General features: G+C 60.1%; 14 protein-coding genes and 1 pseudogene. 9 read left to right on the top strand and 6 right to left on the bottom strand.

Going from position 1 to position 14,147, the window contains the following annotated elements:
• Positions 1-28: 28 nt before the first annotated feature.
• The gene (locus JKL48_RS14270; RefSeq protein WP_201983597.1) at positions 29-820 is read right to left on the bottom strand and encodes a L,D-transpeptidase family protein; all 792 of its coding nucleotides are present in this window, start codon (positions 818-820) and stop codon (positions 29-31) included.
• Between the two features lie 254 nt (positions 821-1,074).
• Here JKL48_RS14270 and JKL48_RS14265 point away from each other — a divergent pair, with 254 nt between their 5' ends.
• Together JKL48_RS14265 and JKL48_RS14260 are read left to right on the top strand one after the other, a co-directional pair.
• Complete coding sequence (locus tag JKL48_RS14265) at positions 1,075-3,546, top strand: bifunctional YncE family protein/alkaline phosphatase family protein (RefSeq protein ID WP_201983596.1); 2,472 nt, start codon at positions 1,075-1,077, stop codon at positions 3,544-3,546.
• A 154-nt stretch (positions 3,547-3,700) separates the two neighbouring features.
• On the top strand, positions 3,701-4,366 hold the full coding sequence (locus JKL48_RS14260) for a DUF2461 domain-containing protein (RefSeq protein WP_201983595.1): 666 nt from the start codon (positions 3,701-3,703) through the stop codon (positions 4,364-4,366).
• A gap of 64 nt (positions 4,367-4,430) precedes the next feature.
• On the opposite strand, the gene JKL48_RS14255 is transcribed toward JKL48_RS14260, so the two are convergent.
• The 5 genes from JKL48_RS14255 to JKL48_RS14235 all read right to left on the bottom strand — a co-directional run bounded on the left by JKL48_RS14255 (position 4,431) and on the right by JKL48_RS14235 (position 9,316).
• Positions 4,431-4,931 (bottom strand): DUF6702 family protein, encoded by a 501-nt coding sequence (locus JKL48_RS14255; RefSeq protein ID WP_201983588.1) that lies wholly within the window; start codon positions 4,929-4,931, stop codon positions 4,431-4,433.
• A gap of 163 nt (positions 4,932-5,094) precedes the next feature.
• Positions 5,095-6,441 (bottom strand): RIP metalloprotease RseP, encoded by a 1,347-nt coding sequence (rseP, locus tag JKL48_RS14250; protein ID WP_236668806.1) that lies wholly within the window; start codon positions 6,439-6,441, stop codon positions 5,095-5,097.
• A gap of 151 nt (positions 6,442-6,592) precedes the next feature.
• Entirely contained in the window at positions 6,593-7,762 is a 1,170-nt protein-coding gene (locus JKL48_RS14245) for a 1-deoxy-D-xylulose-5-phosphate reductoisomerase (protein WP_394368857.1), read from the bottom strand.
• A 44-nt stretch (positions 7,763-7,806) separates the two neighbouring features.
• On the bottom strand, positions 7,807-8,529 hold the full coding sequence (locus JKL48_RS14240) for a GAF domain-containing protein (protein ID WP_201983586.1): 723 nt from the start codon (positions 8,527-8,529) through the stop codon (positions 7,807-7,809).
• A 79-nt stretch (positions 8,530-8,608) separates the two neighbouring features.
• A complete protein-coding gene (locus tag JKL48_RS14235; RefSeq protein ID WP_201983584.1) occupies positions 8,609-9,316 on the bottom strand; it encodes a GAF domain-containing protein in 708 nt (235 codons plus the stop codon).
• A gap of 206 nt (positions 9,317-9,522) precedes the next feature.
• Between JKL48_RS14235 and JKL48_RS14230 the strand changes: the two genes are divergently transcribed.
• The 7 genes and pseudogenes from JKL48_RS14230 (at position 9,523) to JKL48_RS14200 (ending at position 14,126) form a co-directional block, all read left to right on the top strand.
• Positions 9,523-10,689, top strand: a complete 1,167-nt coding sequence (locus JKL48_RS14230) for a geranylgeranyl reductase family protein (RefSeq protein WP_201983583.1) — start codon at positions 9,523-9,525, stop codon at positions 10,687-10,689.
• Positions 10,690-10,823: 134 nt separating this feature from the next.
• Complete coding sequence (locus tag JKL48_RS14225) at positions 10,824-11,831, top strand: SMP-30/gluconolactonase/LRE family protein (protein ID WP_201983582.1); 1,008 nt, start codon at positions 10,824-10,826, stop codon at positions 11,829-11,831.
• Between the two features lie 155 nt (positions 11,832-11,986).
• Positions 11,987-12,358 (top strand): annotated as a pseudogene (locus JKL48_RS14220) (hypothetical protein); the annotation flags it as partial.
• Positions 12,359-12,461: 103 nt separating this feature from the next.
• Positions 12,462-12,674: a hypothetical protein gene (locus JKL48_RS14215; RefSeq protein WP_201983579.1), complete on the top strand. Its 213-nt coding sequence runs from the start codon at positions 12,462-12,464 to the stop codon at positions 12,672-12,674.
• Between the two features lie 164 nt (positions 12,675-12,838).
• Complete coding sequence (locus tag JKL48_RS14210; RefSeq protein ID WP_201983577.1) at positions 12,839-13,018, top strand: hypothetical protein; 180 nt, start codon at positions 12,839-12,841, stop codon at positions 13,016-13,018.
• A 4-nt stretch (positions 13,019-13,022) separates the two neighbouring features.
• Positions 13,023-13,244: a hypothetical protein gene (locus JKL48_RS14205; protein WP_201983575.1), complete on the top strand. Its 222-nt coding sequence runs from the start codon at positions 13,023-13,025 to the stop codon at positions 13,242-13,244.
• Positions 13,245-13,304: 60 nt separating this feature from the next.
• On the top strand, positions 13,305-14,126 hold the full coding sequence (locus JKL48_RS14200; RefSeq protein ID WP_201983574.1) for a hypothetical protein: 822 nt from the start codon (positions 13,305-13,307) through the stop codon (positions 14,124-14,126).
• Positions 14,127-14,147 lie beyond the last annotated feature (21 nt).

Here is a 14,147-nt window from a genome sequence, read left to right as displayed (position 1 = left end):
GTGAAAAATTACGTAAAAATGCCCTCAATTACTGCCCGGTTTGCGCCAGCTGGGCCGGCTCGGGCAGCTGGTGTTTCTCCTCAAAATAGGAATAGCCGGCCACCAGCCCTTTCCAAAAGTCGTAGTGCGGGCTGTCGACGCGTTTGGCCAGCATTTCTTCCGTCAGCGGAAACGGGAAAATGTGCACCGGAATCACGGCCTGGCCCGCTGCCCGCGCCGCCACGGCCAGCAGGTACACTTCCTCGATACCGGCATCGGTGATGGGCATGCAGCCGATGGTGACCGCCCCGCCGTGAATGAAAATGTCGCCGCCGGGGTTGGGTTCGCCTAGGGCGCGGTCGGCGGCGTTGGGGTAGTTGAGGCCCAGCGAAAGGTGGAAATTACTGTTGGGGTTGAAGCGGTCGATTTCGTAGAAACCCTCCGGCACCTGGTAGTCGCCGGCCTGGCGCTTGGGGCCGAGCGTGCCCGAAGTGGCCGCCAGGGGGTAAGCGTGCAGCAGCTCAAACGGCCCCGCGCCTTGGTTGCGGGCCCACACCTCCACCTCCATGTTGGTTTTAATGAGGCGGAGCATGATTTCCAGGTGGTTGGGGTCGAGGGCATGCGTGCGGAGAAGGCTGGCCACTTTGGGGCCGGCAGTGGCCTTGGCGGCCCGCACCCGCGGAAACCGAAGCTGCTGCTGCCAGAACGCCGCGCCAGTAGTATCGCCAAGAGCGGCAGTAGCCGCATCAGAAGCAGAAGCCGGCGCAGCGGTACAGGATTGGACCAGCAACTGGCAAAGGGGCAGCAGCAACAGCCCGGAGCACAACAAACGACGCAGCATAAAAACAAACGGTTATGAGAATGAATGCACCTACAACGGCATTCAGGAGTTTCTATTTTAGATAGGTGGAAAATTACGCTCACGGGTCCAGCTTCCAAAGAAAAGGGCGAAGAATTAGCACTGACATTTTTTCAAATCGCATTGGTCGAGGGTTGCCCGTTCACAGCCGCCAGCCGATTTCGGTAGCCAGTTGCGGGCCCTGCCCGCTACCTTCGCAGCCCTGCGCGGCGATAGTTCTAGCCGTGTTTTTTACTATGCGCATAGCTTCAGGATTTTGCCTTGTGGCCACGGTGTTGCCTTTGCTGGTGCTGCTGAGCTGCTCCGGCAACCCCAGCACCAAGACCGCCCCTGACGCCCCCGGTGTACTGCCCGGCCCCATTGCCGGCACCGCCCAAACTTTGCTGCCCAACGGCTGGAAGCTGAGCCCCGCCGGCACGGCCACGCCCCTCGGCGACCTGCCCCTGAACCTGCAAATCAGCCCCGATGGCCGCCTGGCCGCCGTGGTGAATGCCGGCTGGGGCCAGAATTCGGTCCAGCTTCTGGATGCTGCCACCGGCCAGCTGCTCGATACCCGCGTGGTGCCGGCGGCCTGGGCAGGGCTGGCTTTCGGGCTCGATGGCCGCACGCTCTATGCCTCTGGCGGCCAGCATAATCGCATTCACTGCTTCAAAGTGGAAGGGCAGAAGCTACTGCCCGATAGCGCTCTGGTATTGGGTGAAAAGTGGCCCAAGCAGAAAATTGGCGTGGCCGGGCTGGCCGTTGATGGCCGCGGGCAGCGGCTGTATGCCGTGACGCGCGAGGATAATTCGCTGTATTCCTTCGACCTGAAAACGAAGAAAATTCTTAGCACCCTCAAGCTGCCCGCCGAAGCCTATGGTGTTGTGCTCAGCCCCGATGGAACTCGATTGTACATCACGCTGTGGGGCGGCCATGCGGTAGCGGTGTACGACGTGGAACGGCAGCAATTATTACCCAGTATGACCGTCGAGAGCCACCCCAACGACTTGGTCCTGAGCCGCGACGGTCGCCGCCTGTTCGTAGCCAACGCCAACAGCAATTCGGTTTCGGTCATCGATACCCGTCTTGGTCAGGTCATCGAAACGCTGAATACTGCCCTGTTTCCGGCCTCGCCCGCCGGCAGCACGCCCGATGGCCTGGCCCTGAGCGCCGATGACAGCCAGCTCTTCATCGCCAACGCCGATAATAACTGCCTGGCCGTGTTCGATGTGCGCGAGCCCCGCGCCAGCCGGCCGCTGGGCTTCATCCCCACCGGCTGGTACCCCACGGCGGTGCGGGTGGTGGGCCAGCAGCTGCTGGTTCTCAACGGAAAAGGCAGTACCTCGCTGCCCAACCCGCACGGCCCCAATCCCGTGCGCGACGTGGGCGAGAAAGGCGCCGGCTACATCGGTGGCCTGCTAAAAGGCTCACTCTCGCGCCTGCCTGTGCCCGACGCGGCGGCGCTGGCTACGTTCTCGGCCCAGGTGTATGCCAATACGCCCTTCACCAAAACCCGCGAAGCCGCGCCCGAGGTACCGGCCGGTAGCCCCGTGCCGCAGCGCGTGGGCGATGCCTCGCCCATCAAGCACGTTTTTTATATCATCAAGGAAAACCGGACCTACGACCAAGTGCTCGGCGACCTCCCGGCCGGTAACGGCGACGTCAGCCTCTGCCTCTTCCCCGAAAAGGTGACGCCCAACCACCACGCCCTCACGCGGGAGTTTGTGCTGCTCGATAATTTTTATGTGGATGCCGAGGTAAGCGCCGACGGCCACAACTGGAGCACGGCCGCTTACGCCACCGACTTTGTGGAAAAAAGCTGGCCCAGCTACTACAGCGCCCGTGGTGGCGAATACGATTTCGAGGGCAACCGGGGCGAAGTGGCCGAGCCCAAAGACGGCTTTCTGTGGGACTACTGCCTGCGCGCCGGCCGCACGTTCCGGTCCTACGGCGAGTTTGTGTTTCAGGGAAAACCCACTTCGCGGGTTATTGCGGCCAATTATTGCAAGAATTACGCGGGCTTCGATTTACGCGTAAAGGACGTGGACCGCGAGAAGGTGTGGGAGCAGGACTTCGACCAGCTGGTGGCCGCGAATAAGCTGCCCGACCTCAGCATCATCCGCCTGCCCAACGACCACACCTACGGCGCCCGCAAAGGCGAACTGCACCCGTGGTCCTACGCCGCCGACAACGACCTGGCCCTGGGCCGAATGATAGAGCACCTCTCGCACAGCCCGGTCTGGAAGGAATCGGTGGTGATGATAGTGGAGGACGACGCCCAGAACGGCCCCGACCACATCGACGCGCACCGCTCCACGGCCTACCTCATCGGGCCCTACATCCGCCGCCACGCGGTGGTGCACACCGCCTATACCACTTCCGGCATGCTGCGCACGCTGGAGCTCATCCTCGGCCTGCCGCCCATGAGCCAGTACGACGCCGCCGCCCTGCCGCTGTGGGCCTGCTTCACGGCTAAGGCCGATTTCAAGCCTTACGCGCTGCGCCCCGCCACCACTCCGCAGGACGTGCGCAATACCGCTTTCAACGCCCCCGCCCGGCGTTCCCTCAAATTCGACATGAGCCGCGAAGACGCCGCCCCGGATTTGGCCTTCAACGAAAATATCTGGCAGGCCATTCGGGGCGAGCACAGCCACATGCCCGCCCCGCGCCGCAGCGCCGCCGTGCGCGAGGCAAGGGCCCAGCGCGGCGAGGAAGGCGATGATGATTGAACAAAAGGAAAAGCACGTCATGCCGAGCGCAGCCGGGGCATCTTGCTCGGGGCAGTAATCCAAACAACAAGGTTCACTGTTGCACGCGAGATGCCTCGGCTGCGCTCGGCATGACGTTCAAAAAATGACGCAGATTCAAACTTCCTCACCGCTCATGCAGCTCAAACCTCTCTTTACCTTCCTCGCCGCCCTCACCAAAAACAACGACCGGGCCTGGTTTCAGGAGCGCAAGGCTACCTACGACCAGCTTCGCAAGCAGTTTGAGGAAGATGCCGAGTTCTGGTTTCAGGAGCTGGCGAAGCTCGACCCGGCCATCGCCGGGCCACAGGGCCGCAAAAGCATCTTCCGCATCTACCGCGACGTGCGCTTCAGCAACAACAAGGACCCGTACAAGACGCATTTCTCGGCCTACTTCACGGCCAGCGGCAAGGACATTGAAACCCCTGGCTACTACGTGCAAATCGGGCCAAATGGCAATACACTCATCGGTGGCGGCCTCTATATGCCCGACAAAACGCAGCTAGCGGCCATCCGCCAGGAAATCGACTACAACGCCGCCGACCTGAAAGGCATTCTGGCCGCACCCGATTTCCAGCGCTATTTCGGCGGAATGAGCGGTGACAAGCTCAAGAAGTCGCCCGCCGCTTACTCCGTCGACCATCCCGAAATTGAGCTGCTGAAGCACAAATCATTCATCGCCTCGCACACGATGACCGATGCGGAAGTGCTGGGCCACGAGGATTTCCGGACGCATGTGGTGAACGTATTCCGGGCCATGGTGCCGTTCAGCCAGTTTCTGCGCGGGGCGTTGGAAGCCTAGCGTGGACGCTGAGAGTCCGCGCATAGACCACAAAACGCGCGGACTCTCAAGAGTCCATGCTACATCACCACGTCAGCACTTCCTGCTCGTGGCCGGCCCGGAAAAGGGCGCTTTGCTTTTTGCCGCCCGCCTCGATGTTCACAATGTTCATCTCATCGCCGAAAACGTCCAGCAGCATGGCCTGGCGCAGCTTCACGCCGGCCATCGGCCCCGGCAGCGATACTTTGCAATAGAACCAGTACCCATCATTTTCGGCCTGCATTCCAAGTACTTGCAAGGGCAACGGGGCCCCGGCCGGCGTACTCACCTGGAGCGTGCGCACCAGATAGGCGGTGGCCAGAGCCAGTGGGCGCGGCCCGGCATCCGTGAGGTTTACGTGCGCCGGCTGGCCCTGCGAAAGCGCGCGTTCGAAGTCATCCGTAAACACTTTTACCGACAGCTCCAACTGCTTTTTGGCAGCATTGTAGCGCAACTCCGTGATGGTGGAGTGGTAGGCGTGCAACGGTGCAGCCCCGGCCAACGGAAACAGCAGCAACGCAGCAGCTAAAGCAGCAAGTAGACGCATGGAATGGCAGGGGAGAAATAGTTATAAAAAAGAACGTCATGCTGAGCGAAGCCGAAGCATCTCTACTGCTGCACTAAAATCAAATTAGTTGCGGGGTAGAGATGCTTCGGCTCCGCTCAGCATGACGTTCGGTTATCGTGCCAATTTGCTCGGGTATTCTAAATTAGTGAAACAGCTTCATCACCTGCTTGAACACGATGACGTAGGCCATCAGGGCCAGAATAAGCACCGTGCCCACGCGCTGGGCACCTTCCAGAAACTTATCTGACGGCTTGCGGCGCAGAATCATTTCGTAGAGCAGGAACACGACGTGACCGCCATCGAGCGCCGGAATAGGCAGCAGGTTCATGAAAGCCAGCACCATGCTCAGGCCGCCGGCCAGGCCCCAGAAGTGCTGCCAGTCCCAGGTGCCACCGAATTGCTGGGCAATTTCGACCGGCCCGCCCAGGCTCTCGGAAGCCGAAGCCTGCCCCTTGAAAATCTTGCTGAAAGCGCGGGCCTGCAAGCCAATCACCCCAAACGCCTTGCTCACGCCCTGCGGAATAGACTCGGCCAGCGAGTAGTGGCGGGTGCCGAGGTGCAGCGTCGACTTCCGCTCGAAGCCGATGCGGCCCGAGCTGGTAACTTCAATGGCGAGCGGCAAGGTTTGGCCGTTGCGCTCCACCACCACGGGCACCTTCTTGTCCTTGTTGGCCAGCAGCACGGCTTGCAGCTCGTCGAAGAACTGCACCGGCTGGCCGGCCACGCTCTTGATAACGTCGCCGGCCTGCAAGCCGGCTTTGGCGGCGTTGCCGCCGGGCGTCACGCGGTCTACGGCAAAGGTTTCACGGGGGCGCACCAGCAGGCTGTCGGCGCTCTGCTTGCCGAATTTGTCGAGGAAATTGTTCGGGATTTTGATGTCCGTCAACTGGCCTTCGCGCTCCACGGTGTAGTAGGAGTTGTCGCCCATGATGACCTCGGGACGGTACACATCATCAAACTCGGTGAACGGCCGGCCGTTGATTTTGACAATTTTGTCGCCGGTGCGGAAGCCGATTTCACGGCCCAGGCCGTTGGGCAGAATGCCGTAGCGGGCCTCCGAAGCCGGCAAAAACGTGTCGCCGTAATGGAACGTCATCGCCCCAAAAATGAGGATGCCGAGCACCACGTTCATGATGATGCCGCCCAGCATCACCAGCAGGCGCTGCCAGGCCGGCTTGCCCCGAAACTCGTCGGGCTGCGGCGGGCCGGCCAGGGCCGAGGCGTCCTGTGTCTCGTCAATCATGCCGTGAATCTGCACGTAGCCGCCCAATGGGAACCAGCCAATGCCGTATTCCGTCTCGCCCACCTTCTTTTTCAGCAGCGCGAAATTCATCACGCTCGGCATCGGAAACAGGAAGTCGAAGAAGATGTAGAACTTATCGACCCGAATTTTAAAGAGCTTGGCGAAGGCAAAATGGCCGAATTCGTGCAAGCCAACCAGTATGGAGAGGGCCAGCACCAGCTGGCCAATCATGGTGAGAATTTCCAAGGAGAATAACTAGTGTAGTGGGTTTAAAAGGCGGTTATGCTGAGCGGAGTCGAAGCATCTCTACCGCAATAGTAAATGAGTTACTCCTGCGGTAGAGATGCTTCGACTCCGCTCAGCATAACCGCCACAACAAGAGCGATGACAATTGTTTTTACAGAAGCGTTTCGGCCACGCGGCGCGTTTCCGCATCGGTTGCCACCAAGTCGGCCAATAACGGCTCCGCAAGGTACGACACCCGCGCCAGGCACCCCGCCACAAGGTCGGACATCTGCCGGAAGCCAACCTGCTCCCGCAAAAAGGCGGCCACGGCCACTTCGTTGGCTGCGTTGAGCACGCAGGGCGCGTTGCCGCCCCGCCGCATGGCCCCGAAGGCCAGCTCCAGATTGGGAAAAGCGGCCCGGTCGGGGGCCTCGAAGGTGAGCGTGGGGTAGTCGAGGAAGGAGAAGCGCGGAAAGGTATTGGCCAGCCGCTGCGGGTAGCCCAGGGCGTATTGGATGGGCAGCTTCATGTCGGGCAGGCCCAGTTGCGCCTTCAGCGAGCCGTCCTGAAACTGCACGAGCGAGTGCACAATGCTTTGCGGGTGCACCACCACGTCAATCTGCTCATTGGTCAGGCCGAACAGCCATTTGGCTTCGATAACTTCCAGGCCCTTGTTCATGAGCGAGGCTGAGTCGATGGTGATTTTGGCGCCCATGTCCCAGTTCGGGTGCCTGAGGGCCTGGGCCTTGGTCACGGACTCCATTTCGAGGGCCGAACGGCCGCGAAAGGGGCCACCGGAAGCCGTGAGAATGATTTTCTCGACCGGGTTCTGCGCCTCGCCTACCAAGCACTGGAAAATGGCGGAGTGTTCCGAATCGACGGGCAGCAGGCGCACGTTGTGCTTTTTGATGAGGCCCGTAATCAGCTCGCCGGCTACTACCAGGGTTTCCTTGTTGGCCAGGGCAATGTCCTTGCCGGCCCGGATGGCGGCCACGGTGGGCAGCAGGCCGGCGTAGCCCACCAGCGCGGTGAGCACAATATCGATTTCGGGCCGGGTCACCACCTCGGCCAGGGCAGCCGCGCCGGCTAGCACCTGGGTTTCGGGCTGGCCGGCCAGGGCGGCTTTCAGGGGCTGATAAAAAGCCTCGTCGCCAATGACCACCACGGCCGGCCGGAACTCCAGGGCCTGCCGGGCCAGCAATTCCCACTGCCGCTGCGCACTGAGCACGGCCACCTGGAAGCGGCCGGGCTGCTGGCGCACCACCTCCAGCGCCTGCGTGCCAATAGAGCCCGTAGCGCCCAGCAGAGCCAGCGTTTTTACCTCGTTTTGTTCAACCATCATACTGCAAACACGGAAACGCCGCAAAAGTACGTCGCTCCGGCGCGCTATATCCGATTGAGGGCCGTGGTGACAAACTGGTCGATAACGTCGACAATGATGCCGGCGTCGTGGGCCAGGGCGGGGGTGAGTTCCGCCGGTTTGCCGTCCGTGGTGTTTTGCTCCACCAGAGCAGTGAGGCCCGCCAATTGGGAGCCAATGACCTTGTACACGGTTTCCCAAAGCGCGGCGGTGGCTCCGGCGTGCGCCCCGAGCAGGCGCCGCAGCTCCAGCAGGTGCATGGCCAGGCCGGCCAGTTGGGCCAGCAGTTTCCGCTCCGCCGGGGCAAAATGCCGAGGCGGGCCATCGTACAGACACAGCGAGCCCAGGTTGAAACCGTCGGGGGTGCGCAGGTTGTGGCCGGCGTAGAAGTGCAGCCCCAGCTGCTGCAGCAGGGAAATGTCGATGTCGGTGGGGGCATTGCTCTCGCTCAGGTCCTCGTACACGGCCGTATCGTCCTGCAAAATAGTGGCCGAGCACATGCTCTGCTGGCGCAGTACGCGCTCAATGGGAATGGGCAGGTTGTACGGCGCCTTCAGCAGCACCTGGTCTTTCTCCACAATGGAGAGCATGGCGTTGGACACGCCAAACAGCTGCGCCGTGGCGGCCACCACGTCATCGAGCACTTTCTCGCTGCGCGCATCCACGAGCTGGTAGCGGGCCAGGGCTTGCAGGCGCGCGGCGTCGTTGGTTGGAATCAGGGAAGGCGGAACAGCGGTCGACTGGGACATGGCAAGGGAGGGGCCTAAAATCAAATATACTTCTACTAAAACGGGAGGCGGCCGCGCCGGGGCATTGGGCGCGGAAGCCTCATTTCTGCCGCAAGGTAGCAGTCACCAGGTCGTCGAGGCGGCGCACGATGCTGCCGGCTTCCTGGGCTTTGGCCGGCGTGAGGGGGCTGGCCCCGGCTGCAGTCGTCGTTTCGGCCAAGTTCCCGAGGCGATTCAGCTGCTCGCTCATGGCCCGGTAGATGGCGTCCCAGAAAATCGCCGTAATGCCGTGATGCGGCCCGAGTAGGCGGCGCAGCTCCAGCAGGTGCATCACCAGGCTGGCCAGCTGGCCCAGCAGGTGGCGCTCGATGAGGGCGAAATGACGCGGTGGCCCATCGAGCAGGCACAGGGTGCCGATGTTGTGGCCGTCGGGGGTGCGCAGGTTGTGGCCGGCGTAAAAATGCAGGCCCAGCTGCTTCACCAGCGACGTATCGACGCCGGGCGCGCTGCTTTGGTCTACGTCCTCAAATACCACCGTGTCGTTTTGCAAAATTGTGGCCGAGCACAGGCTTTGCGCCCGCGGCACCCGCTCCGTGTTGCCCGGCAAATTGAACGGCGCCTTCACCAGCACACTGGATTCTTCCACAATGGACAGCATGGCATTGGCTACCCGAAACAGGCGAGCCGTGGCCGCCACCACATCATCGAGCACTTTTTCGCGGCGGGCGTCGAGCAGTTGGTAGCGGTTGAGGGCGGCCAGCCGTGAGGCGTCGTTGGCCGGAATCAGGGAAGGCAGGGACGTTGTCATGGCGGCAGAAAACAACGATGGGCCAAGGCGGGCAATGGCTATTCTGTATACGATGCAGGGAAATTAACGACGGAAAAACGGACAATGAAACTGCTCTAGAGCTTGCGAATTAAAAATGCCAGACTGTCGAGCTGCCTTCTGCTGCGCCGGAGTTATCGGTAAAGCGTACGCACGGCCCTACAGCGCCGCCCGCTACCTTTGAAGCCGTGTCGACCTCCTCAGCAGCTATTTGTGACTACGACGTGGCCATCGTGGGCGCAGGCCCGGCGGGCACGGCCTGTGCGCTGGCTTTGCGCCAGAGCGGCCTGCGCGTGGCCCTGCTCGACAAAGCCCAGTTCCCCCGCGACAAAGTGTGCGGCGATGCCGTGCCCGGCCAGGCGTTCAAAGCCCTGCGCCGGCTCGACCCCGCGTTTGTGGAGCAGCTCTGGCAGCTGCAGCCGCGCGACGATGTGCGCGACTCGCGCCTCGTAGCCCCCAGCGGCGCCAGCCTCACGCTGCAATGGAAGCTGCCCAGCTTCAACAGCCCCCGCGAAACCTTTGATGCGGCCCTGCTGGAGCTGGTGCGCACGCACTCCGACACCACCATTCTGGAAAACACCATTCTCAAAGGCTTGCACATTGACGCGGAGTGCGTGCACCTGCACTTGGCGGAAGGGGCCGAACTCACTTGCCAGGTCGTCGTCGGCTGCGACGGGGCCAACTCCGTTGTGGGCCGCAAGCTGCTGCCCGCGCCGCTCGACCGCGCCCACCATTGCGCCGGCGTGCGGGCCTACTACGAAAACGTGGCCGGGGCCAGCAGCGGCACCACCGAGTTTTTTCTGAGCAGCGACTACCTGGCGGGCTACGTGTGGCTGTTTCCGGTGGGCGCGGGGCGCTACAACGTGGGCCTGGGTATGCTGTCGGAAATCGTGTCGGCGCACAAAGTCGACCTCAAGGAAACCCTGACGCGGGTGCTGGCCACCCACCCCGAGCTGGCCGGGCGCTTCGCCCAGGCGCGGCCGTTGGGCCCCATTGTAGGGTTTGGCCTGCCATTAGGTGGCGGGCGGGAGCGGCTTATCAGCGGTGGCCGGTTCATGCTCTGCGGCGACGCGGCTTCGCTGATTGACCCGCTGCAGGGCCACGGCATCGACACAGCAATTCAGAGCGGCATCTTGGCCGGGGCGCAGGCGGCGGCGTGTTTTAAGCAGCAGGATTTCAGCGCCGAGTTTATGCAGCAATACGATGCGCAGGTGGCCCACAAAATCGGCCGGAAGCTGGCCAAAAGCTACCGCCTCATGCGTTTTCTCAGCAACAAGGCGTGGCTGGTGAATGCCGCCGTGCGCCTGGCGCGGGTACCGGGGCTGAAGCCGTGGGTACAGCGGGCCATTGGGTAGGGGAGGAGGGCAGCGGCGGTTTTTAATGCGCTTTTAATTCGTTTTGACTGGAAATAAGCCGTTTCGAGCAGCCGCGCACGGTCAAAGGTTCGTACAAGCAGGCACTTCCTCCACTCGTTAAATTCCTGCTTGTTATGGTTAACCGTTTGCTCCCGGCTGCGGCCGGCTTTGCTCCGCTGCCCCGCTGGGCGCGCCTGACGGCCGCTGCCGTTGGATTCATGGGCCTGCTGCCGGGCTGCTCCAAAGACGACACGCCCGCCACGCCGGCCGTCACCAACCCCGCCCGCATCAGCGTGCCGCAGGCCGGCGTCTACCCCGAAGGCATTCAGTGGGATGACGCCAATAAGCGCTTCTACGTGAGCGCCCGCGCCAAAGGCACCGTGGGCACCGTGCGCGACGACAGCACCTACACGGAATTTGGCAAGGACTCTAAATTAATTTCCACCATCGGCCTCAACCTCGACGCCTCGCGCTCGCGCCTGCTGGCCGCCGTGTCCGACAACAACTTCAACCCCAGCGTGCAGAACCAGGCCACCTACCGCAAGCTGGCGGCCTTGGCCATCTTCAACACCAGCACCGGCGCGCTGAGCAGCTTCGTGGATTTGGGCGGCCTGCGCCCCACGCAGATGCACTTCGCCAACGACATTGCCGTGGATAAAGACGGCAACGCCTACATCACCGACAGCATGTCGCCCATCATCTACAAAGTTGATTTGCAGGGCACCGCCACGGTTTTCCTGGAAAATGCGCAGCTCAGCGGCGGCACCGGCTTCGGACTGAATGGCATCGTGTACCACCCCGATGGCTACCTGCTCACGGCCAAAACCAGCGACGGCACCTTGTTCAAAGTACCCATCAGCAACCCCGCCGGCTTCACCACCGTCACCAAAACACAAAGCCTCGTGGGAGCCGACGGCCTGCTGCTGTTCGATAATAATACGCTGCTGGTAGTGGCCGGCAGCCAGGGCACCGTATTCCGCATGGCCAGCACCGATGCCTGGGTTAGCACCACGGCCACGGGCAGCTTCGCCACGGGCGCCGTGAATGCCACCACCATCACCAAGCGCGGCGCTGATGCCTACGTGCTCTACCCATACAGTGCTACGGCCCCGCGGTTCCGGATTGTTAAAGCGGTGTTCTAGGGCCGTAGAGTTGTAGCGCGAACTTTGTAGTTCGCGTGCCCCGCGCCGTTCGCGCATCGTTCTGGCACGCGAACTACAAAGTTCGCGCTACTATGCACCGCACCATCACCCCGCTTCCTAATGGCTTTCAGCAACATTGAAACCGGGAATGCCAGCCGCCCCCGGCGCTGGCCGAGTTCGTGGATAGCTTCTGGATGCTTGTCAACCACGCTGATACGGCGCAGCCCATATTGCTCATCCCCGACGGCCGGATTGACGTGTTCTTTGCCCAACCGGCCACCGAACCTTACCAAGTAACGCTGCGGGGGCTCGATACCCAGCCCAGCGCGCAGGTCATTCCGCCGCACCGGTCCGGGTTTACTATCAGCTGGAAACTGCTGGCGGCGGAGTACCCGCCGCCCATCCGGCTAGCCGGTTTGCTGGAAAGCGGCTGCCCGCTGCCGCCCGACTACCTAGCAGCCAATTCCCGAACTTGCAAGCCGCCATCGGCCACTGCGAGCAGCAGATGCGCCGGCGCTCGGCTGTAGCGCAAGACACGTTGGAGCAGCCGGAGCGGCTGCACGCGCCGGGGGCGCTGGGGTATTTGGTGGGGCTGTTCGGAGCGGTGCAGATTTTCGGGGCGGTGCAGATTTGTGCTTCCGCGACAGCCGCGTGGCCGACATGTCCGCCATCGACGCCCTCCACAAGCTCACCGAGCGCTACCACCGCGCCGGCAAAACCCTGCATCTGCGCTACCTCAGCCCCGATTGCCGCCAGCTGCTGAGCAACGCCGGGGCGCTGATTGATGTGAACGTGGAGGAAGACCCGCTGTACACCGTGGCGGGGGAGGAGCGGGCGAAGTAGCGCGAACTTTGTAGTTCGCGTCACCGCGCCGCTAGCTCGTTCTGCACGTGAACTACAAAGTTCGCGTGACGGTGCAACGGCTCTGAAACGGCTGTAGGAACTGAAAGCGTATCTTCTATATTTGAGTAGCTTACGAAGCTACCCAAGCATCAACTCAGCGCCGAATGAACTACGTTATCAAATCAAATGCTGACAAGGTGCCCTTGGTCATCATTGACCCAGAATTGAACAAGCTGAAAGGCACCGTGCTTTTCCCGGAGAAAGTGGCGACGGCCAAGCAGGCAATAAACCGGCTTGGCTTGCCTGTGGACTCCTCGGCTGCTACCAATAACCCAAGCAACTGACGAAATGGAAGCCTCGCTCACCATCAACAATATCCTTTCCGAAGCCCGAAAACTTTCGAAAGATGAGCAACTTACGTTGCTGCAGCGACTCATGCTGTTGCTCAAAAAGCCTGAGCCGGCCGCAACAGATGCGGTACGGATTTCGGCGCTCTCCGGCGTGGGAAGCGAATTATGGGGTGATGCCAGCGCCATCGACGCCTATCTTGATGACGAGCGACAATGGTAATTCAGGAGTTTCACATCAATCGTGAAAAACAATAGATTTTGCTTTTTTTCTTTGAATATCATGAATAATATTCATCCTTACAGCTTCTTTTTTGAGCTTCCGCTTTATGCGAAAGTCGTTTTAGACGATTCTAATGAGAAGGACTTTTTATCCTTAATGAACTCCTCTTTTAATATAAATGCTTATAATCCTGTTATAAAAGAAAACACAACTTATAAAATGAGAATTATTTCTCATAATTATCAAAATGTTCAAAATGTTTCCTACTATGAAGGTATTACTCAGTTTGAACTAGAGTGCGTTAGAACAGGCTATAAGATACTATGCTTTGCAAATTTGGTCTGCATTGAACACGAAAATGGCGACGATGAATTTGTCTTTCAAAAAATCGGTCAGTTTCCTTCTATCGCAGACTTGCATATTGGTAGAATAAGAGACTACAATAAACTTTTGTCTAAAGAGAAGCTTAAAGAAATTACTCGAGCAGTTGGATTAGCTGCAAACGGAGTCGGAATAGGGTCATTTGTCTACTTGAGACGCATTTTTGAAGACCTAGTTGAGGAAGCGCACCAAGCTGCGCTAAAGGACAGCGCAGTAAACGAAGATGAATACTCGAGAAGCCGAATGGTTGAAAAGATAGATTTGCTTAGGGAATATCTTCCTGATTTTTTGGTTGCAAATAAAAACCTGTATGGCATTATGAGTAAGGGCATTCACGAATTGAGTGAACAAGAATGCTTATCTCATTTTGAAGTTGCGAAAGTTGGAATAGAAATGATATTAGACGAAAAGCTAGATAAGCTTAACAAGAAAATAAGGAAAGAGGACGCTCAGCGCAGAATTCAGGAGGCTAGTCAGAAAATTAGTCCAAAATACATGTAGTCCGAAAACTGGAAATAATAA

It is taken from the genome of Hymenobacter rubidus (genome assembly GCF_016734815.1).
GTDB classification, from domain to species: domain Bacteria; phylum Bacteroidota; class Bacteroidia; order Cytophagales; family Hymenobacteraceae; genus Hymenobacter; species Hymenobacter rubidus.
Note: the sequence above shows the minus strand (reverse complement) of the source record. Positions and strands in the feature narration are given on the sequence as shown.